The following is a 20,723-nucleotide window of genomic DNA, read 5'->3' on the forward strand; positions in this document are numbered from 1 at the left end:
CATCATGACCACGCTGCATTTCGCCGAAAGCCTGCGCGAGCTCGTGGGCGGCGTGGACGTCGTGCTCAGCGACATATGGGGCGTGGTTCACAACGGCCTCGAATCCTTCCCCGAAGCCTGCGAAGCGCTGCACACCTATCGCAGCCGCGGCGGTACGGTGATCCTGATCACAAACGCGCCGCGCCCGGCCGACTCCGTGCAGCGGCAATTGCGCAAGCTCGGCGTCGCCGACGAAACCTACGACGCGATCGTGTCGTCAGGCGACCTGACTCGGCTCTATGTCGCCGCGCATCCCGGCAGCAAGATGTTCTGGCTCGGTCCCGAGCGCGACAACTCGATCTACCGCGGCCTCGATGCGGTGACCGCGCCGCTGGAAGAGGCCGATTACATCGTCTGCACCGGCCTCTATGACGACGAGACCGAGACGGCGGAAGACTATCGCGGCATGATGCTGAAGGCGCGCGAGCGCAAGCTGACGCTGGTCTGCGCCAACCCCGACATCGTGGTGGAACGCGGTGACCGGCTGATCTATTGCGCCGGCGCGATCGCCGAGCTCTATCGCGAGCTCGGCGGCGAGGTGATCTTCTACGGCAAGCCGCACCGGCCGATCTACGAGCGCGCGATGGCGCTCGCCGGCGAACGCCAGGGCCACCAGATCGACCGCAAAAAGGTGCTGGCGATCGGCGATTCGGTCCGTACCGATCTCACCGGCGCGCGCGAGTTCGGCATCGATTGCCTGTTCGTGACCCGCGGCATCCATGCCGAGGAGTTCGAGGGGCTCGACCAGCTCGACCCGGCCTCCGTGCTGGAATTGTTCGGCCACCCGCCGAAGGCGCTGATGCGCGAACTGAAATGGTAGTGAGCTGATCGACACTCCGCAGTCGCGTGAGCATCGATCCCGGAACGACAAACCCAATAAAGAAAGCCCGGGACAACCGCCCGGGCCTTCCGAATTCACCTGATGGCTTCGATCGCGCCTTACGCGCTCGCCATGTCCGGGAAGACCGCCTCGATCTTGGTCTTCAGCGTCGCCGCGTTGAACGGCTTGACGATGTAGTTGTTCACGCCGGCCTTCTTGGCCGCGATCACGTTCTCGGTCTTCGATTCGGCCGTGATCATGATGAAGGGCGTGGTGGCGAGGTTCGGATCCGCGCGCACTTCGCGCAGCAGGTCGTATCCCGTCATCGGCTCCATGTTCCAGTCGGAAATCACGAGACCGTACTTCTTGCCGCGCATCTTGTTCAGCGCAGCCGAACCGTCGCTGGCATCATCGATATTCTCGAAGCCAAGCTGCTTCAGGAGATTCCTGATGATCCGGATCATGGTGCTGTAGTCGTCCACCACCAGAACCGACATCGACAAATCAACCGCCATCTCGACTCCCCCAACGCAAACCAAGGAATATTACAATCGGACCTGCCAAGCCGGAGCCCGGCGGTTCCACTCGCCAAGGACTAACACCAAGGCGTTAAACAGCCCGTTAATTGGGGGCGCCCCCGCTTGACTGAAATCGCATTCGAGGCGGCCGCCCCCTCCCGCTTGACTTCATCCGGCCGGTCAAGCCACGGTCCCGGCCGGTCCCGCCGGCTCGAGAATTCCCCTGATGGCCCCGCATTTTACCATTATCCGCGACACCACGCCGGACTCCGCGATTGCAAGGGGCGCCGTGGTCGCCATGGGCAATTTCGACGGCGTTCATCTCGGCCACCGCGCCGTGATCGCTGCAGCCCTGGAGATGGGCCGGACACATGGCCGCCCCGCGCTGGCATTGACCTTCGAGCCGCACCCGCGGCGATTCTTCAGCCCTAACACCCCGCAATTCCGCCTGACGGAAGAACGGGCCAAGCTGCGGCTTCTGGCCGGCACCGGGCTTGCCGGCGCCGTGGTCATGACCTTCGACAAGGCCAGGGCCGGGACCAGCGCACAAGATTTCATTCACCATGAGCTGATCGGACGCCTCGGCGTCAGCGGCATCGCGGTCGGTTACGACTTCCATTTCGGCAAGGGTCGCGTCGGCTCGCCGAGCCTCCTGGTCAACGAGGCGCCCCGGCTCGGCATCGAAGTCGACGTGCAGCCGCACGTCGACTTCGACGAGCGGCCGGTCTCCTCCAGTGCGATCCGGATCGCACTCGCCGAGGGCCAACTCGACGAAGCCACCAACATGCTGGGCGGCCCCTGGTTCATCACCGGCGAGGTCATCCACGGCGAGAAGCGCGGCCGCGATCTCGGCTATCCCACGGCCAACATCCGGCTGGATGCCAATTGCGGCCTCAAGCACGGCATCTATGCGGTGCGGGTCGGCCGCGGCACCGAACGCCTCGACGGCGTTGCCAGCTTCGGCCGCCGCCCGACTTTCGACAATGGCGCCCCGCTGCTGGAAATCTTCCTGTTCGACTTCAAGGGCGACCTTTACGGGCAGGCGCTCGACTGCGCCTTTGTCGGCTTCATCCGCGAGGAGCTGAAATTCGACAGCCTGGATGCCCTGATCCGCCAGATGGACGACGATTCCACCCGCGCCCGCACCATGCTCGCGGCCGCCCCGGACGCGTTTCCGAGGCTTGGCGTGATCGATTGAGGGCTCGAAGCGGGCCTGTCGGCCTTTGCGCTTCCCCCGCCCGGCTGCTATGGAGAGCCCATGTTTGCGCGGCGCATCATAGGGATTAGCGGCCCGGCTTCCGCCTGAGCTTTCGGCTCGGCGCAAGACCGGGATTTTGTCGTTTCACCCCGCGATTCCGCATCGCCATCCGTTCCCGCGCCCTTCCGAGCCAGTCAGCCTCATGTCCGAAAAGCCGCAAAAGTCCGACGCCAAAGACTATTCCAAGACCCTTTATCTGCCGCAGACCGAATTCCCGATGCGGGCCGGCCTGCCGCAGCGCGAGCCGGAGTTGCTGAAATACTGGAACGACATCGGCCTCTACGACAAGCTGCGCCAGGAAGCGCGGGGCCGCGCAAAATTCGTGCTGCATGACGGCCCGCCCTATGCCAACGGCAACATCCATATCGGGCACGCCCTCAACAAGATCCTCAAGGACGTCGTGACCAAGAGCCAGCAGATGCTCGGCTTCGACTCCAATTACGTGCCCGGCTGGGACTGCCACGGCCTTCCGATCGAATGGAAGATCGAGGAGGAGAACTACCGCTCCAAGGGCAAGCAGAAGCCCGACTTCCGCGACTCCACCGCAATGGTGGCGTTCCGCAAGGAATGCCGCGCCTATGCGACCAACTGGATCAACGTGCAGCGCGAGGAGTTCAAGCGGCTCGGCATCATCGGCGACTGGGATCACCCCTATCAGACGATGAGCTATCCGGCCGAAGCACAGATCGCGCGCGAGCTGATGAAATTCGCCGCCAACGGCACGCTGTATCGCGGCTCCAAGCCGGTGATGTGGAGCGTGGTCGAGAAGACCGCGCTCGCGGAAGCCGAGGTCGAGTACGAGGACTACACCTCCGACATGGTCTGGGTAAAATTCCCGGTCACCTCGCCCGCGCATGGCGCGCTTGCCTCCGCCAGCGTCGTGATCTGGACCACCACACCGTGGACGCTGCCCGGAAACCGCGCGATCTCGTTCTCGCCCAAGATCGCCTACGGCCTCTACAAGGTGACGGACGCGGCCGCCGACAATTGGGCCAAGACCGGCGACCTCCTGATCCTGGCCGATGCGCTCGCCGCCGAGGTGTTCAAGCAGGCGCGCGTCACGGCCTATGAGAAGGTGCGCGACATTCCCGGCGACACGCTGGACGCCGTGGAATGCGCCCATCCCTTGCGCGGCCTCGATGGCGGTTACGAGTTCATCGTGCCGCTGCTCGCCGGCGAGCATGTCACCGACGACACCGGCACCGGCTTCGTGCACACGGCGCCGAGCCACGGCCGCGAAGACTTCGACGTCTGGACGGCCAACACCCGCGAGCTCGATGCGCGCGGCATCTCGACCGCCATCCCCTACACCGTCGACGAGAACGGCACCTACACCGCGCAGGCCCCGGGCTTCACCGGCAAGCGCGTGCTCAACGACAAGGGCGAGAAGGGCGATGCCAACGAGGCCGTGATCAAGGCGCTGATCGAGGCCGGCAAGCTGCTCGCGCGCGGCCGCCTCAAGCATCAATATCCGCATTCGTGGCGCTCGAAAAAGCCGGTGATCTTCCGCAACACGCCGCAATGGTTCATCGCGATGGACAAGGACATCAGCGAGGATGGCCACGCGAAGAAGGGCGACACCCTGCGCGCCCGCGCGCTACGCGCGATCTCGGTCACGCAATGGGTGCCGCCGGCGGGCGAGAACCGCATCAACGGCATGATCGCCAACCGGCCGGACTGGGTGATCTCGCGCCAGCGCGCCTGGGGCGTGCCGATCGCCGTGTTCGTTCGCGAGAAGAGCGACGGCTCGGCCGAGATCCTGCAAGACGAGATCGTCAACCAGCGCATCACCGAGGCCTTCATGGAGGAAGGCGCGGACGCCTGGTACATGGACGGCGCCCGCGAGCGCTTTCTCGGGTCCCGCGCAGCCGAGGACTGGAAGAAGGTCGACGACATCTGCGACGTCTGGTTCGATTCCGGCTCCACGCACGCCTTCGTGCTGGAGGATCGGCAGAACTTCCCGCAGCTCGGCAACATCGTCCGCAAGATCGACGGCGGCGACGACACCGTGATGTATCTGGAAGGCAGCGACCAGCATCGCGGCTGGTTTCATTCCTCGCTGCTGGAAAGCGCGGGCACGCGCGGCCGCGCGCCCTACGACATCGTGCTCACCCACGGCTTCACGCTCGACGAGAACGGCCGCAAGATGTCGAAGTCGCTCGGCAACACCGTCGAGCCGCAGAAGGTGATCAAGGATTCGGGAGCGGACATCCTGCGCCTGTGGGTCTGCGCCACCGACTATGCCGACGACCAGCGCATCGGCCCCGAGATCCTGAAGAACACCATCGAGACCTATCGCAAGCTGCGCAACTCGATCCGCTGGATGCTTGGAACGTTGCATCATTTCAAGGCGAGCGAGAAGGTCGCCCATGCCGAGATGCCCGAGCTCGAGCGGCTGATGCTGCACGAATTGGCCGGCCATGCCGAAACCGTTCACAAGGCCTATGCCGCCTTCGACTACAAGACCGTCGTCGCAAGCCTCTCGGCCTTCATGAACTCGGAGCTGTCGGCGTTCTACTTCGATATCCGCAAGGACACGCTGTATTGCGATCCGCCGTCCTCGCCGGCGCGCAAGGCGGCGCTCACCGCGATCGAGCTCCTGTGCGATACCCTCCTGAAATGGCTCGCGCCGATCCTGAGCTTCACGACCGAGGAAGCGTGGCGGATGTTCCGGCCGAACGCCGAGCCCTCGGTGCATCTGACGCTGTTCCCGGAGAACCTCGAAAGCTTGCGCGACGACAAGCTCGCCGCAAAGTGGGAAGCGATCCGCAACGTCCGCCGCGTCGTCACCGGCGCACTCGAGCTCGAGCGCGCCGCCAAGAACATCGGCTCCTCGCTCGAGGCCTCGCCGGTGATCTATGTCGCCGACCGCGACATGCTGGCGGCGCTGTTCGACACCGATCTCGCCGAAGTCTGCATCACTTCGAATTACGAGGTGCGTGAGGGCGAGGCGCCGGCCGATGCATTCCGTCTCGATGCCGTGCCCGGCGTCGCGGTCGTGGTGGAAAAGGCGGTCGGCACCAAATGCGCCCGCTCCTGGAAGATTTCGCCGATGGTCGGCGAAGACCCCGAATACCCCGACGTCACCCCGCGCGACGCCAAGGCGCTGCGCGAATGGAAGGCGTTGGGGGTGAGGGTCTGATCCCGGCATGACCCCGCTCCGCGCCGGCATCCTCTCGGCCGTGGTCACGCTCGTGGCTGACCAGGCCTCAAAACTTTGGCTGCTGAACGTTTTCGACCTCGCCCGTCGCGGCGCGGTGAAGGTGATGCCGTTCTTCGACCTGGTGCTGGCCTGGAACATCGGCATCAGTTTCGGCTGGCTCCAGAACGACAGCCAGGCAGCTCAGCTCGCGCTCATGGCGGTCAAGGTCCTCGCCGTGGTCGCACTGGCGATCTGGATGGCCCGTTCGCACACCCTGCTCGCAACCGTGGCGCTCGGCCTGATCATCGGCGGTGCCATCGGCAATGGCATCGACCGCCTGGCCTATGGCGCGGTGGTCGATTTCGCCCTGTTCCATGTCGAGATCGGCGGAAATACCTATAATTGGTACGTGTTTAACCTCGCGGACGTGGCGATCGTTGCTGGGGTGGCGGCGCTATTGTATGATTCCTTCCTGGGGGTACCCGCCGCAAAAGCGCCCTGATCCCGGCCGATACGGGCTGGCAGGTGGAACCTTGCTTTTTGCGAGGATTGGCGGCGTGTGAGCGGCAATCTGCCACGATATGGAACAGGTACAGTGATGCGCAGCTCGAAGACCAGCGGTTCGATGGTTCGAGGTCCCCGGCGGGAAGGCCGGCGGGCATTGAAACTGTCCGCGGTCGCGCTCGGCATCGGTCTCGTCATGGCCGCTGGCGCCGCCCGCGCCGGTGACGACGACGACGATGACGACATGACCTTCGAAGAGAAGCTCATCGACAATCTGATGTCCGGCCTCGGCGGCAGGAGCATGGAGAAGCCCGGCATCGAGTACCGCGAGCGCTCGCCGCTGGTCGTGCCGCCCAAGCTCGACCTGCCGCCGCCGGCTGCGACCGAGGCCAACGTTGCGCCGAACTGGCCGAAGGATCCCGACGAGAGGCGCCGCAAGGAAGCCATCGCCGCGCGGAAGAAAGCACCCAAGGCGACGGAGAGCTGGCAGGCAGGCCGACCGCTCTCGCCAAGCGAGATGAACGCCGCCAGGACGGCCGGGCCGTCCCGCCAAAGCAACGAACCGCTCCAGCCCGGCAACAGCACCAATAACCCGACGCTCAGCCCCGCCCAGCTCGGATACACTGGCGGCCTGTGGAAGCTCTTCAAAGGGAGCGACCCCGAGTCCAAGCAGTTCACGTCGGAGCCGCCGCGCCAATCGCTGGTGGAACCGCCGGCGGGATATCAGACGCCGTCGCCCAACTATGCCTACGGCTCCGGGCCGGATAATTCGAAGCGAACTTACTTCGACGTCCAATCTGGCAAGGAGAAGGAGAAATAGCTCCCGCCGTGCCGCGACATTTCGGCATGAGCGGAGCTGCCGCCGGCTCTCTCATGCGGTCCCTGATTGCTCTCGAATTGATGGCGTTCTCTGCTTCGTGACGCGAAGCCTCAGCCGCGCAGTGTACCATAGTGTGGCTCCGGGCCGGACATCCGCGCTCGGTCTTTCAAAAGGATCATGATGTCCTCTCACCGATCGGCGGTCTGCTTCCTTGCCGCGCTGCTTTCGACGAGCGTCCTCTCAGCCGGCGCCGCCCTCGCCCAGACCACGGTGACATCGGCTCCGCCCGCCAGCTTCACGCTCGGCAACGGCCTGCAGGTGGTGGTGATTCCGGATCACCGCACGCCCGTGGTCACGGAGATGATCTGGTACAAGGTCGGCTCGGCAGACGAGACGCCGGGCAAGTCCGGGCTCGCCCACTTCCTCGAGCACCTGATGTTCAAGGGCACCTCGAAGCATCCCGTCGGCGAGTTTTCGCAGACCGTGCTCCGCGTCGGCGGCAACGAGAACGCCTCGACCTCGGTCGACTACACCAACTATTACCAGCGCGTGCCGCGCGAGCAGTTGCCGACCATGATGGAGTTCGAGGCCGATCGCATGACCGGCCTGATCCTCAAGGACGAGAACGTGCTGCCCGAGCGCGACGTCGTGCTTGAAGAATACAACATGCGCGTCGCCAACAATCCGGACGCGCGGCTCAACGAGCAGATCATGGCCGCGCTCTATCTCAATCATCCCTACGGCCGGCCAGTGATCGGCTGGCACCAGGAGATCGAGAAGCTCGATCGCGAGGATGCGCTCGCCTTCTACCGCCGCTTCTACGCGCCGAACAATGCGATCCTGGTGATCGCTGGCGACGTCGAGGCCGCCGACGTCCGCCCGCTGGTCGAGCGCAATTTCGGCGGGATCCCGGCCCAGCCCGCGATCCCGGCGCGGCGTGTTCGGCCACAGGAGCCGGAGCCGGCCGCACCGCGCACCGTCACATTGTCCGACCCGCGCGTCGAGCAGCCAGGCTTGCGCCGCTACTACCTGGTGCCCTCCGCGACGACGGCCGCGGCCGGCGAGAGCGCGGCCCTCGACGTGCTGGCGCAGCTGATGGGCAGCGGCAGCAATTCCTATCTCTACCGCGCGCTCGTGGTCGACAAGCCGCTGGCGGTCTCCGCCAGCGCCAGCTATTCGAGTACATCGCTCGATCCGACCCAGTTCGCGATCTCCGCCTCGCCGAAATCCGGTGTCAGCTTTGCCGAGGTCGAGCAGGTGATCGACGGCGTCATCGCCGACATCGCGCAGAAACCGATCCGCGCCGAGGATCTGGAGCGCGTGAAGACCCAGCTCATCGCGGAGGCGATCTACGCCCAGGACAACCAGGCGGTGCTGGCGCGCTGGTATGGCGGCGCGCTGTCCACGGGACTGTCGATCGAGGACATCAGGAGCTGGCCCGACCGCATCCGCGCCGTCACCGCCGAGCAGGTTCGCACCGTCGCGCAGAAATGGCTCGAGAAGAAGCGCTCGGTGACGGGCTATTTGATCAAGGACACCGCGACCACCAAGCGCGAGGAGAAGCGTTCGTGACCTATTTCTTCCTTCGCGCAAGACACTTCCTATGCACGAGACACTTCGCGCTGTCCTTCGTTACCGGCGCAGTCCTTGCGCTCGCGACCGTCGCGCCGTCGCAGGCGGCTGCAAAGATCCAGCACCTGACCTCGCCGGGCGGCATCGAAGCCTGGTTCGTGCAGGACGCGACCGTGCCGCTGATCGCCATGGAATATTCCTTTGCCGGCGGCTCGGCCCAGGATCCCAAGGACAAGTCGGGCGTCGCCAATCTGGTCGGCGACCTCCTCGACGAAGGCTCCGGCGATCTGGATTCCAAAACCTTTCATGAGCGGCTCGACCGCCGCGCCATTGAGCTGTCCTTCAGCGCCACCCGCGACACGTTCCGCGGCAGTCTGCGCATGCTGCGCGACAACAAGGACGAAGCCTTCGACCTGCTCAGGAGTGCGCTGACCTCGCCGCATTTCGACATTGCCGATGTCGAACGCATCCGCTCTCAAGTCATCTCGAGCCTGCGCCGCGAGACCACCAACCCGACCTCGCTGGCGAGCCGCAAGTTCCTGGAAATCGCCTTCGGCGATCATCCCTACGGCCGGCAGACCAACGGCAACCTCGACAGCGTTCCGACCATCACGGTCGCCGACATGAAGGATTATGTCGGCCGCGTGCTTGCCAAGGACACGCTGAAGATCGCGGTCGTCGGCGACGTCGATCCGGCCACGCTCGGCAAGCTGCTCGACCACACGTTTGGGAGCCTGCCCGCCAAGGCTCGTCTCGCGCCGGTCCCCGACATCGAGGCGGCCAAGCCGCCGCAACGCGCCTTCGTGCCGCTCGACGTGCCGCAGACCGTCATCACCTTCGGCGGCCCTGGCGTGAAGCGCAGCGATCCGACCTTCATGGCGGCCTATGTGGTCAACCACATCCTCGGCGGCGGGGGACTGTCCTCCCGGCTCTATCGCGAGGTCCGCGAGAAGCGCGGCCTGGCCTATTCGGTGTTCGAATCCCTGCTCTGGATGGAGCATTCGGCGCTCTTCATCGGCAATACCGGCACGCGCGCCGACCGCGCCGGCGACACCATCGACGCCATCGAGAAGGAAGTGCGCCGAATTGCCGAGGAGGGACCGACGCAGAAGGAGCTTGACGAGGCCAAGTCCTATCTCAAGGGCTCGCAGATGTTGGCGCTCGATAGCTCCTCCAAGCTCGCGCAGGCGCTGCTGCAGTACCAGCAGGACAAACTGCCGATCGACTATATCGAGAAGCGCAACGGCATCGTCGACGCGGTGACCCTTGATGACGCCAAGGCGGCCGCGAGGCGCCTCTGGGGCCAGGGCCTCCTGACCGTCGTCGTCGGCCGCGCCCCGCAGGCCGCCGCGCAACCGGCCGCGGCGCCGGCCACGAAGTCGAACTGACGCCCTGAAATGTCCTGAAATGGCCGGGCTCGCCCGGCCATTTGCATTTCCACGGTGCACCATTGCCCAATGTAGACGTCCGGGATATGTCCGGGCATCACGAATGGTGCCACCATGCTGCGGATATCCCGCGATCTCGTTATCGACGAGGACGACATCGAGATCGGCTTCGTCCGCGCTTCCGGCCCGGGCGGGCAGAACGTCAACAAGGTCGCGACCTCGGCTCAATTGCGCTTCGACACGCGCAAGTTGACCCTTCCGGAGGACGCCGCGATCCGGCTCGCCCGCATTGCCGGCCAGCGCATGACCAAGGACGGCGTCATCGTGATCCACGCCCAGCGCTTCCGTACCCAGGAGCGCAATCGCCAGGACGCCATTGACCGGCTCGTCGATATCCTGAGCGAGGCGATGATACGCCCGACGCCGCGGCGTGCGACAAAGCCGACGTTTGGCTCCAAGCAGCGCCGCCTCGAGGGCAAGAAGCGCCGCAGCGACATCAAGGCCGGACGCGGCGGCGGCCGCGGTTTCGACGACTGATCGACCGGACGCTGACCACGAAACTTCATCGTGTAGAGCGATCGAACGGCGCGATTGCGATGCAATCCGCCTCGTGTGGTCATCGCTTAGGGATTTCGAGGCGGTTTCGCGGAATTGTGCTCCGCATATGCGGCAGCGCGGAACGTCATGACCCGCGAGTATCTCCGCTTGCAGCAAAATAGCCCGCTACTACCACCGCATGTTTGGCGGCGCCTAGAGTTTGCGCATGCTGAATTTGACGTGGATGGGCGAGCTCTTGGCGATGCGTGCAGTCGTGCTGGGATTGTGCACCGCGATGGTGCTGATTGTGCGGGTTGCCGACGCGCAAATGCCCTTGCCGGCCGCAAAGCCGCCCGATGGCGCGACACTGTTCAAGCAGCAATGCGCGGTGTGCCACACCACGAACCTGTCAGAACCGGTACGGCAGGGCCCGCCGCTGGTGAAGATCGTCGGCCGGCCCGCCGGAAAGGTCGAAGGTTTTCATTATTCAGATGGCCTCGCCAAAGCTGACTTCGCCTGGGACGAGGCGAAGCTCGACGCCTGGCTGGCCAATCCGCAGGCCGTCATTCCCGGCGTGGTCATGGCCTATCGGCAGGCAAAACCGGAGACGCGCTCAGCCATCATCGCCTACCTCAAGGAGCTGAATTGAATGGCCAAGCCCGTCCATTCCATGATCCGCGTGCTGGATGAGGAACGCTCGCTCGATTTCTACAGACGCGCCTTTGGCCTCGAGGTCGCGGACCATCTGAAATTCGCGGACTTTGCCCTCATCTATCTGCGTCATCCCTCCTCACCTTTCGAAGTCGAGCTGACGGTCAATTTCGATCGCAAGGAAGCGTACGCGCTCGGCGACGGCTACGGCCATCTCGCCGTGGTGGTCGAGGACCTCGAGGCCGAGCATGTCCGTTTCGAGCGCGAGAAGCTCGCACCGGGGCCGCTGCGTGACTTCAAGCACGACGGCAAAACGCTGGCGCGCTTCTTCTTCGTCAGTGATCCCGATGGCTACAAGATCGAAGTGATCCAGCGGGGCGGACGCTTCAACTAACCAAATCAAAAAATCCAAATCACAAAAATCCACGGAGGAACCCATGAGAGAAGTCGATCGTCGAAGCAAGCATAGCCGCCGCGTCTTTCTCAAGGGCGCCGCAACCGCCGTGCCGGTCGCGGCCGTTGCGACCAGCGTCGCCGTCAGCATCGAGGGTGCCTGGGCCGATGAGGCCAGCACGCTCTCTCCCGCGACGATGAAAACGCTGCTGAAGGTCGCGCGCGACATCTATCCGCACGACGTCCTCGGCGACAGCTACTACATCACCGCGATCAAGCCGTGGGATGGCAAGGCGGCCAAGGATTCCGCCGTCAAGTCGCTGATCAGCGACGGCATCACGCGGCTCGATCAGAACGCGCGGGATCGCCACAAGGTGGCTTACGCCGAGGTGCCCTGGGAAGCCGACCGCGTGGTGCTCCTGAAGGAGATCGAGCAGAGCGACTTCTTCCAGAAGGTGCGAGGCGACCTGATCGTGTCGCTCTACAACCAGAAAGAGGTCTGGCCGCGGTTCGGATACGAAGGCTCCTCCGCCGAGCACGGCGGCTACATCAATCGCGGCTTCGCCGACATCGACTGGCTGCCGAAGGCTTAAAGCCCACCCCAACGGTTCAGGAGAACGCAGATGCCAAAATTCGATCTGAACGATTCCAGCGTTGTGGTGATCGTCGGCTCCGGCGCCGGCGGCGGCACGCTGGGCAACGAGTTCGCGCAGAAGGGCGTCAAGGTCGTCATTCTCGAAGCAGGTCCCCGCATCGAGAACCAGGACTTCGTCAACGACGAGTGGGAGAGCTTCTCGCAACTCGCCTGGACCGACGCGCGCACCACGTCGGGAACATGGCGCGTCGCCAAGGACTTCTCGGGCCTCCCCGCCTGGATCGTCAAGGCGGTTGGCGGCTCCACGACCCATTGGGCCGGAGCCTCGCTGCGCTTCGACGAGCACGAGTTCAGGGTCAAGAGCACCTACGGCAATCTCCCCGGCGCCAACCTCCTGGACTGGCCGGTGACGCTTGCGGAGATCGAGCCGTGGTACGCCAAGGCCGAGAACAAGATGGGCGTGACCCGCACCAACGGCATTCCCGGACTTCCCGGCAACAATAACTTCAAGGTGCTCGAAGCCGGCGCCAAGAAGCTCGGCTACAAGACCGTGCACACCGGCAACATGGCGATCAACAGCCAGCCGCGCGACGGTCGCGGCGCCTGCCAGCAGATCGGCTTCTGCTTCCAGGGCTGCAAATCCGGCGCGAAATGGTCGACGCTCTACACCGAGATCCCCAAGGGGGAGGCGACCGGCAATCTCGAGGTTCGCCCCGGCAGCATGGCGGTCAAGATCGAGCATGATGCGAGCGGCAAGGTCACCGGCGTGGTCTATGCCGACGAGAGCGGCGCGATGCAACGCCAGAAGGCGCGCATCGTCGCGGTGGCTGGCAATTCGATCGAAAGCCCGCGGCTGCTGCTCAACAGTGCCTCGACCATGTTCCCCGACGGCCTTGGCAATTCATCGGGCCAGGTCGGCCGCAACTACATGCGGCACATGACCGGCAGCGTCTATGCCGTATTCGAGAAGTCGGTGCACATGTATCGCGGCACCACCATGGCCGGGATCATCCGCGACGAGGCGGCCAACAACCCGAAGCGCGGCTTCGTTGGCGGCTACGAGATGGAGACGCTCTCGATCGGCCTGCCCTTCATGGCGGCGTTCCTCAATCCCGGCGCCTGGGGACGTCCGTTCACCGCAGCGCTTGATGGTTATCCACGGATGGCCGGCATGTGGCTGGTGGGCGAGGACATGCCGCAGGAGACCAACCGCATCACGCTCGACCCGGTCGTAAAGGACAAGTTCGGCCAGCCGGTGGCAAGCGTGCATTTCGACGACCATCCCAACGACCTCGCGATGCGCGCGCACGCCTACAAGCAGGGCGCCGCCGTCTATGACGCCGTCGGCGCCACCGTGACCTATCCGACGCCGCCCTATCCGAGCACCCACAATCTCGGCACCAACCGGATGAGCGAGAAGCCGCGCGACGGCGTGGTCAACAAGTACGGGCAGAGCCACGACGTCAAGAATTTGTTCGTCTCCGACGGCAGCCAGTTCACCAGCGGCGCGGCCTGCAACCCGACGCTGACGATCGTCGCGCTGGCGATCCGGCAGGCGGATTACATCGCCGGCGCGATGCAGAAGAAGGAGATTTGATCTCTCGCAGTCCTCGCATGGAAGAACTTGGCAGGAAGTTCGCCCGTGGCCATCCATCGAGACGCCCGCTCCGGCGGGCCCTCAGGATGAGGTCTGGTTTTGCGGCGAGATATCAGACCCTCATGGTGAGGAGCCCGCCAAAGCGGGCGTCTCGAACCATGCAGGCCGAGCACGTTCGACAGGACGACGTTGGAATTGCGGGTGCCGGCTCTCGCTGTAGCCGCTATTCGGCCGCGTCGAGCATAGGCGCGACTGTTCCCTTGAACTCCTGCACCGGTGCCACGCTCCGAGATCGATAGATCAGGCAGGAGCATCGCAGCAGCGAGGCGAAATTATTGACCTCGCCGTGATGGTCGAGCACCTCGTTGTAGAGCGTCGTGAGGAATTTCCCGACGCTCATGTTCTCCTTGGCCGCGATCTCCTCCAGCGTATCCCAGAACGCCATTTCCAGCCGGATGGAGGTGCAGTGCCCGCCGATCCGCAAGGAACGGGTCTGGGACTCGTAGTCACGTTGGGGCTGGTGCGCGAAGAGATGGCACATGGCGTCCTCCCGTCCTGTTGCCATTTTTTCACGATGCTACACCGCTGCCCGGCGCCCCACAATCAGGACTGAGGGAGGAGGGCGGCCGACGCGATTTGCTCGAACGTCCAATGGCTTCAGCGCAATCGTCCACAACACTCCCCAGCGGACCAGGTTGCCTGTTGCTTGGCACATGCTTTTGACGCAACACGGCATAGAATAGCGCGTCCAGCGAATCCAAGAACCAGACCATGCCCGTCCGCCAGCTTCCAGAGCAAATCGTCAACCGCATCGCCGCCGGCGAGGTGGTCGAGCGTCCGGCGAGTGTGGTCAAGGAACTCGTCGAGAACGCGATCGATGCCGGCGCGAGCCGGATCGACGTCTTCACCGACGGCGGCGGCCGGCGGCGGATCGGCATCACCGATGACGGCGGCGGTATGACCGCAAAAGATCTCGCACTCGCGGTCGAGCGCCATGCGACCTCCAAGCTCGACGACGAGGACCTGCTCCAGATTCGCACGCTCGGATTCCGCGGCGAGGCGCTGCCCTCGATCGGCTCGGTGGCTCGTCTCTCCATCACCACACGGCATGCGAGCGAGCCGCATGCCTGGGCGCTGACCGTCGAGGGCGGCGACAAGTCCGAGATCATGCCGGCTGCGCTGGCGCATGGCACGCGGGTGGAGGTCAGCGACCTCTTCTATGCGACGCCGGCGCGGCTGAAGTTTCTGAAGACCGACCGCACCGAGGCGGAGGCTATCCGCGAGGTGGTGCGGCGGCTGGCGATGGCGCGGCCAGACGTCGCCTTTACGCTTGCCGGCGAAGAGCGAGCGCCGGTGACCTGGGCTGCGGCCCTGCCCGGCGCCGCCGGACGGCTGACGCGGCTCGGCGATATCCTGGGCGCGGAGTTTCGCAGCCACGCCATCGAGGTACACGCCGAGCGCGAGGGCGTGGTGGTCGCCGGCTATGCCGCGGCGCCGGCGCTGACGAAAGCCAACGCACTCGGGCAATACCTCTTCGTCAACGGCCGTCCGGTGCGCGACAAGCTGATCTTAGGGGCGGTACGCGCGGCCTATTCCGACTATCTGCCGCGCGACCGCCATCCGGTGGTGGCGCTGTTCGTCACGCTCGACCCGCGCGAGGTCGACGCCAACGTGCATCCGGCCAAGACCGAGGTGCGCTTCCGCAATGCCGGCCTCGTGCGCGCGCTGATCGTGCACGGATTGAAGGAAGGGCTCGCGCGCGAGGGCCGGCGCACCGCCGCCAATAGCGGCGACAGCGCATTGTCCTCGTTCCGGCCTGCATTCACGCCACGGCCGGCGAGCTGGGACTGGCGGGCCTCGCCATCCGCCCCGGTCGCGCCGACGCCGTCATTCGACCGCTCCGCCGCGCCCGCCTTCGCCGAGCGGTCACAGGCCGCATTCGACGTCGGCGCGCCGAGCGCAGACGTCCGGTTCGAAACGCAGCCCGTCAGCGACCTGGTCGATCGCCCGCTCGGTGCGGCGCGCACCCAGATCCACGAGACCTACATCGTCTCGCAGACCCGCGACGGCCTGATCATCGTCGACCAGCATGCCGCGCATGAGCGCATCGTCTATGAACGGCTGAAGGCGTCGCTCGCCGCCAACGGCGTGCAGCGGCAGATCCTCCTGATCCCCGAGATCGTCGAGATGGACGAGGCCACGGTCGAGCGCCTGCTGGAGCGCAGCGAGGAGCTGGCATCGTTCGGCCTCGCGATCGAATCCTTCGGCCCGGGCGCGGTCGCGGTGCGCGAGACGCCGTCGCTGCTCGGCAAGACCAACGCGGGCGGGCTCTTGCGCGATCTTTCCGAACACATGGCCGAGTGGGACGAAGCCCTTCCTCTTGAACGTCGCCTGATGCACGTCGCTGCGACAATGGCCTGCCACGGCTCGGTGCGCGCCGGCCGCCGGCTGCGGCCGGAGGAGATGAACGCCCTGCTCCGCGAGATGGAGGAGACGCCAAACTCCGGCCAGTGCAATCACGGCCGGCCGACTTATGTCGAGCTGAAGCTGTCGGATGTCGAGAAGCTGTTCGGGCGAAGGTGATTTACGCGCTGCGTTTCAAAAACACGAACTCGGTGTCGTCGTACGCCCGCCGCTCCAGCTCCTCAAAACCTTCCGGCGTCACGAACTGCGCGGACTTCGCCTCTTCCACGACCAGCAGCGCACCGGGCGTGAGCCAGCCGCCGTCCCGCAAGCTTGCCAGCGCCTTCTCCGCAAAGCCTTTGCCATAGGGCGGATCGAGGAACACCAGCGAGAACGGCTCGACCGGATGCGCAGGGCCGAGATCGGTGGCATCACGGCGATAGACCTTGGTGACGCCGCCGAGGCCGAGCGTCTCGACATTGTTGCGCAGCAGCGCGCGCGCTTCCGCGCCGTTGTCGACGAACAGCGTGAACTTTGCACCGCGTGACGACGCCTCGATTCCGAGCGCGCCGGTACCGGCGAAGAGATCGAGTACGCGCGCGTCCGAAATCGGATCGTCATAGGCGTGCACGAGGATGTTGAACACGGACTCGCGCAAGCGGTCCGCCGTGGGGCGGATGTCGCGCGAGGACGGTGAGGCCAAATTGCGCCCCTTCAAGCGACCGCCGACGACGCGCAAGCCTAGTCCTCCCGCGGCGTCAGGTCGCGCTTGCCGTGATAACCGCGCTTGGGACGGCGCGGCGGGCCGTAGCCGCTCGCCTCGGCCTCATTGCGCTCGCGCGCCTCCTCGCTGCCGGTGCGCTGCACCAGCACGCGGCGGCCCTTGCGGTCGGCGATCACGTCGCGCTTGCTGGCGGGCTTCTTCTCGCGCGGCATTTCGCCGTCTTGCGAAGAAGATTTCTGCGGCACGTCGAACTGCGCGCCGGACTTCTCGATCACCTTGTCGCCGAGCTGGTCGCGCAGCACGCGCGACTTGATCTCCTCGACCTCGCCTTCGGGGACTTCGCCGAGCTGGAACGGGCCGTAGGACACGCGGATCAGCCGGTTCACCTCGAGCCCGAGATGGGCGCAGACGTTACGCACCTCGCGGTTCTTGCCTTCACGGATCGCGAACACCAGCCAGACATTGGCGCCCTGGTCACGCTCCAGCGTGGCGTCGATCGGACCGTATTTGACGCCCTCGACCTCGATGCCGTTCTTGAGCTCGTCGAGCTGGGCCTGGGTGACGTCGCCATGGGCGCGGACGCGGTAGCGCCGCAGCCAGCCGGTGTCCGGCAGCTCCAGCGTGCGCGCGAGCCCGCCATCATTGGTGAGCAGCAGCAGGCCCTCGGTGTTGAAGTCGAGCCGGCCGATCGAGATCAGCCGCGGCAGGCCTTCGGGCAGATTGTCGAACACGGTCGGACGGCCCTCGGGGTCGTCATGTGTCGTCATCAGGCCGCGCGGCTTGTGATACAGGAACAGCCGCGTGCGCTCGCGCTCCGGCAACGGCTTGCCGTCGACGGTGACGACATCGTTCGAGGTGATGTCGAGTGCGGGCGAGTTGATGACGCGGCCGTTGACGCTGACGCGGCCCTGCGTGACCATCTCCTCGGCATCGCGGCGCGAGGCGAGGCCCGCACGCGACAGCACTTTTGCGATGCGTTCGCCGGCTTTCTTCGGCTTCGGCTCTTCTTCCCGACGCGGCCTTCCCTCAAAGTCACGATCGCGGCTGCGATAGGCGCCGCGGCCGCCGAAGGCGGGACGCTTCTCGAAGATCCTGCTCTCATCTTCGTTTTCGCGGCGCGGACGATCGCCAAACCCGCCTTCGCTGCGCGGATGCTCGTGCCAGTCGGAGCGGCCTTCCGAGCGCTCGCGCGGGCGATTGAATTTCGGACGGTCGTCGCCACGCCCACCACGGTCGCCGTCGCCGTCACGGCGGGGCCGATCGAATTTGGGGCGGTCGTCGCGCGGGCGATCGAACTTGGGCCGGTCGAACTTGGGCCGGTCGAATTTGGGCCGATCGCGGAACGGACGGTCGCCGGACGCACGATCGTCGCGCGACCGCGAGAAGTGCGGACGGTCACCGCCACCACCTTGCCGATCGTCGCGCTTCTGCCAGGGCTTGTCTCCACTGCGATCTGGACCGCCGAAATCCTTGCGCGGGCCCTTGCTGAAATCCTTGCGCGGCGGCCGGTCGCCACGCGGCGCCGCATCGCGCTTCTGCCAAGGTTTTGAATCGCTGCGCTCGCCGCGATCGCGCGGACGGTCACCGAAGTCGCGCGGGCGGTCGCTGCGGTCGGGTGCGCCCCGCGAGAACTTCCGCTCGCCGTCGAACTTGCGTTCCGGGCGGTCGCCACGCGGTGCGTAGGGCCGCTTGTCGCCGAACTTCTTGTCACCGAACCGGCCCGCGGGACGGGAATCGTCGCGATCCCGGCTGCGCGGCGGACGGTCGTCACGCCCATAGGACGGCCGATCGCCACGTGGCTTGAACGGCCGCTTGTCGCCGCCATCGCGTGAGCTGCGATCGGAAAACGGGCGGTCGCCACGGGGCTTGAAACTGCGCTCGCCACGGTCCTCGCCGCGCGGCCGGTCGTCGCGCTTGAACTTCGGACGCTCGCTGAAGTCGCGGCGCGGGGCATCGCCCTCCTCGCGGCGGCGGACCGGTTGACCCTCGCGGGGCGCGCGGCTGTCGCGGTCGCCACGCGGCGGGCGCGCGTCGCCCCTGCCCTCGGGGCCGCGCTTGGCGAATTTCTTCTCGGGGCCGCGCGGCTTGCCGGACCGGCCCTTGGGCGGGCCTCCGGCCGGGCGACCTTTGGCCGGGCCTCGCCGGCCGCGGGAATCGTTGTCTTTGTCGCTGTCGCGAGGCATGGATAATCTCACTCAGGGGGTGGCCAGAAAGCATTGTGCGCGCTCGTCTCGAGCCGCATGCTCAGGCAATATCGGTAAGCACTTCTGCTGAAGGCGCAGCTACTAGCAGGTTTCTTCGGATGATACGAGGCTTGAAAGCCCCCTCTTTCATGGATTTGGCGCTCAAAACGGCCGAAAATGCCGGAAAGGCGGGCGAAGTTCCGATCGGGTGCGTGGTGGTCCGCAATTACGAGGTGATTGCCACCGCGGCGAACCGGACTCTGACCGATTACGATCCGACCGCCCATGCCGAAATTGTCGCGCTGCGCGAGGCGGCCCAAAAGATCGGCAGCGAGCGCCTGGTGGACTGCGACCTCTACGTGACGCTGGAGCCCTGCACCATGTGTGCGGGCGCGATCTCCTTTGCAAGGGTCAGGCGGCTCTATTACGGCGCGGCCGACCCCAAGGGCGGCGCGGTCGAGTCCGGCGTGCGGTTCTTTGCATCCTCAACCTGCCACCACGCGCCGGACGTCTATTCCGGGGTCGGCGAGAGCGAGGCGGCGCGGCTGCTCAAGGACTTCTTTCGGGAGCGGCGCTAAGTCGCCGCGAAAAACTCGCGGAGCGCCCTTGCGGTGACGTCCGGGTTCTCCTCGGTCAGGAAGTGCCCCGAATCCACCGGCATGCCCTCCACGTTCGTGGCCCATTGCTTCCAGATGTCGAGCGGGGTGGCGGCGGCCTGGGCAATGCCGGCATTGCCCCACAGTGCCAGCATCGGAATGGTGATCTTCTTGCCGGCTTCGAAATCGGCCTTGTCGAGGTCGTAGTCGAAATAGGCACCGGCGCGGTAGTCCTCGCACATCGCGTGCACGCGGGCGGGATCGCGGAACGGGGCGATGTAATGCTCCAGCGCGCGCTCGTCGATGGCGTCCAGCGTCTTCGATCCGGTCTGGCTCGCCATCTTGAAGCGCAGGAAGAACTCGCCATTGCTCGAGATCAGCGTCTCCGGCAGCGGCGCGGGCTGGGCGAGGAAGGTCCAGTGATAGATCTTCAGCGCATAGGCGCGGTTCATCCGCTCCCAGTAATTATAGGTCGGCAGGATATCGAGCACGGCAAGGCGCGACAGCCGGCCGGGATGGTCGAGCGCGAGGCGGTAGGAGACGCGGCCGCCGCGGTCGTGGCCGGCCAGCGCGAAGTGCACGTGGCCGAGGCGCTCCATCGCCTCGACCATGGCTTTGGCCATCGCGCGCTTGCTGTAGGGGATATGCAGCGCGTCGCTCTCGGGCATGTCGGACCAGCCATAGCCCGGCAGGTCGGCGATGATCAGCGTGAAGGCGTCGGCAAGCTGCGGCGCCACGCGGTGCCACATCACGTTGGTCTCGGAGAAGCCGTGCAGGAGCAGCAGCGGCGGCCCGCTGCCGCCGACGCGGGCGAAGATGCGGCCGAAGGAGGTGTTGATCCATTCGGAGGCGAAACCCGGATAGAGGTCGGCGAGATCGGACATCTTTTTGCATCCTTGTCGGGTCAGTCCCGGAGCTGCTCACGACAATAATGTTGAAAACAACCCCATGCACAGTAGCACGCGTCCTCGGCGAAGGACGCC

At 65.4% G+C, this 20,723-nt stretch carries 19 protein-coding genes; 14 read left to right on the forward strand and 5 right to left on the reverse strand.

Annotated features, from left to right (window positions below):
- Nucleotides 1-4 precede the first annotated feature (4 nt).
- Entirely contained in the window at nt 5-859 is an 855-nt protein-coding gene (locus tag NR187_RS16180) for a TIGR01459 family HAD-type hydrolase (RefSeq protein ID WP_211381454.1), read from the forward strand.
- A 119-nt stretch (nt 860-978) separates the two neighbouring features.
- On the opposite strand, the gene NR187_RS16185 is transcribed toward NR187_RS16180, so the two are convergent.
- Nucleotides 979-1,374, reverse strand: a complete 396-nt coding sequence (locus tag NR187_RS16185; protein WP_007596883.1) for a response regulator — start codon at nt 1,372-1,374, stop codon at nt 979-981.
- 229 nt (nt 1,375-1,603) lie between these two features.
- Here NR187_RS16185 and NR187_RS16190 point away from each other — a divergent pair, with 229 nt between their 5' ends.
- The 11 genes from NR187_RS16190 (at nt 1,604) to NR187_RS16240 (ending at nt 13,834) form a co-directional block, all read left to right on the forward strand.
- Nucleotides 1,604-2,575: a bifunctional riboflavin kinase/FAD synthetase gene (locus tag NR187_RS16190; RefSeq protein WP_256807025.1), complete on the forward strand. Its 972-nt coding sequence runs from the start codon at nt 1,604-1,606 to the stop codon at nt 2,573-2,575.
- Nucleotides 2,576-2,777: 202 nt separating this feature from the next.
- On the forward strand, nt 2,778-5,777 hold the full coding sequence (gene ileS / locus NR187_RS16195) for an isoleucine--tRNA ligase (protein ID WP_211381452.1): 3,000 nt from the start codon (nt 2,778-2,780) through the stop codon (nt 5,775-5,777).
- Between the two features lie 7 nt (nt 5,778-5,784).
- Nucleotides 5,785-6,279 (forward strand): signal peptidase II, encoded by a 495-nt coding sequence (gene lspA / locus NR187_RS16200; protein ID WP_211381451.1) that lies wholly within the window; start codon nt 5,785-5,787, stop codon nt 6,277-6,279.
- Nucleotides 6,280-6,375: 96 nt separating this feature from the next.
- Nucleotides 6,376-7,101, forward strand: a complete 726-nt coding sequence (locus NR187_RS16205) for a hypothetical protein (RefSeq protein WP_211381450.1) — start codon at nt 6,376-6,378, stop codon at nt 7,099-7,101.
- 177 nt (nt 7,102-7,278) lie between these two features.
- The gene (locus NR187_RS16210) at nt 7,279-8,673 is read left to right on the forward strand and encodes a M16 family metallopeptidase (protein WP_372703122.1); all 1,395 of its coding nucleotides are present in this window, start codon (nt 7,279-7,281) and stop codon (nt 8,671-8,673) included.
- Nucleotides 8,670-10,061: a M16 family metallopeptidase gene (locus NR187_RS16215; RefSeq protein ID WP_372703123.1), complete on the forward strand. Its 1,392-nt coding sequence runs from the start codon at nt 8,670-8,672 to the stop codon at nt 10,059-10,061. Before NR187_RS16210 ends, NR187_RS16215 begins: the two co-directional genes overlap by 4 nt.
- Before the next feature lie 114 nt (nt 10,062-10,175).
- Complete coding sequence (gene arfB, locus NR187_RS16220; protein ID WP_211381448.1) at nt 10,176-10,598, forward strand: alternative ribosome rescue aminoacyl-tRNA hydrolase ArfB; 423 nt, start codon at nt 10,176-10,178, stop codon at nt 10,596-10,598.
- A gap of 262 nt (nt 10,599-10,860) precedes the next feature.
- Complete coding sequence (locus NR187_RS16225; RefSeq protein WP_211382394.1) at nt 10,861-11,247, forward strand: cytochrome c family protein; 387 nt, start codon at nt 10,861-10,863, stop codon at nt 11,245-11,247.
- A complete protein-coding gene (locus NR187_RS16230) occupies nt 11,248-11,643 on the forward strand; it encodes a VOC family protein (RefSeq protein ID WP_211381447.1) in 396 nt (131 codons plus the stop codon).
- A 43-nt stretch (nt 11,644-11,686) separates the two neighbouring features.
- Entirely contained in the window at nt 11,687-12,235 is a 549-nt protein-coding gene (locus NR187_RS16235; protein ID WP_211381446.1) for a gluconate 2-dehydrogenase subunit 3 family protein, read from the forward strand.
- 30 nt (nt 12,236-12,265) lie between these two features.
- Nucleotides 12,266-13,834 carry a GMC family oxidoreductase gene (locus NR187_RS16240; RefSeq protein ID WP_256807026.1) on the forward strand — a complete coding sequence of 523 codons (1,569 nt, stop codon included), beginning with the start codon at nt 12,266-12,268 and terminating at the stop codon, nt 13,832-13,834.
- 223 nt (nt 13,835-14,057) lie between these two features.
- Here the strand turns inward: NR187_RS16240 and NR187_RS16245 are convergent, their stop codons facing one another.
- Entirely contained in the window at nt 14,058-14,375 is a 318-nt protein-coding gene (locus NR187_RS16245) for a ribbon-helix-helix domain-containing protein (RefSeq protein WP_211381444.1), read from the reverse strand.
- 230 nt (nt 14,376-14,605) lie between these two features.
- Here NR187_RS16245 and mutL point away from each other — a divergent pair, with 230 nt between their 5' ends.
- On the forward strand, nt 14,606-16,417 hold the full coding sequence (mutL, locus tag NR187_RS16250; RefSeq protein WP_211381443.1) for a DNA mismatch repair endonuclease MutL: 1,812 nt from the start codon (nt 14,606-14,608) through the stop codon (nt 16,415-16,417).
- Between the two features lies 1 nt (nt 16,418).
- Here mutL and rsmD read toward each other — a convergent pair whose 3' ends face one another.
- Both rsmD and NR187_RS16260 read right to left on the reverse strand, forming a co-directional pair.
- A complete protein-coding gene (gene rsmD / locus NR187_RS16255) occupies nt 16,419-16,976 on the reverse strand; it encodes a 16S rRNA (guanine(966)-N(2))-methyltransferase RsmD (protein WP_211381442.1) in 558 nt (185 codons plus the stop codon).
- 2 nt (nt 16,977-16,978) lie between these two features.
- Complete coding sequence (locus NR187_RS16260; RefSeq protein WP_256807027.1) at nt 16,979-19,144, reverse strand: pseudouridine synthase; 2,166 nt, start codon at nt 19,142-19,144, stop codon at nt 16,979-16,981.
- 119 nt (nt 19,145-19,263) lie between these two features.
- Between NR187_RS16260 and NR187_RS16265 the strand changes: the two genes are divergently transcribed.
- On the forward strand, nt 19,264-19,722 hold the full coding sequence (locus tag NR187_RS16265) for a nucleoside deaminase (RefSeq protein WP_211382393.1): 459 nt from the start codon (nt 19,264-19,266) through the stop codon (nt 19,720-19,722).
- Here NR187_RS16265 and NR187_RS16270 read toward each other — a convergent pair.
- A complete protein-coding gene (locus NR187_RS16270) occupies nt 19,719-20,624 on the reverse strand; it encodes an alpha/beta fold hydrolase (protein WP_256807028.1) in 906 nt (301 codons plus the stop codon). The two genes, NR187_RS16265 and NR187_RS16270, sit on opposite strands and share 4 nt — an antisense overlap.
- Nucleotides 20,625-20,723: the final 99 nt, after the last annotated feature.

The organism is Bradyrhizobium sp. Bra64 (assembly GCF_024519875.1).
Taxonomy (GTDB): Bacteria; Pseudomonadota; Alphaproteobacteria; order Rhizobiales; family Xanthobacteraceae; genus Bradyrhizobium; species Bradyrhizobium japonicum_G.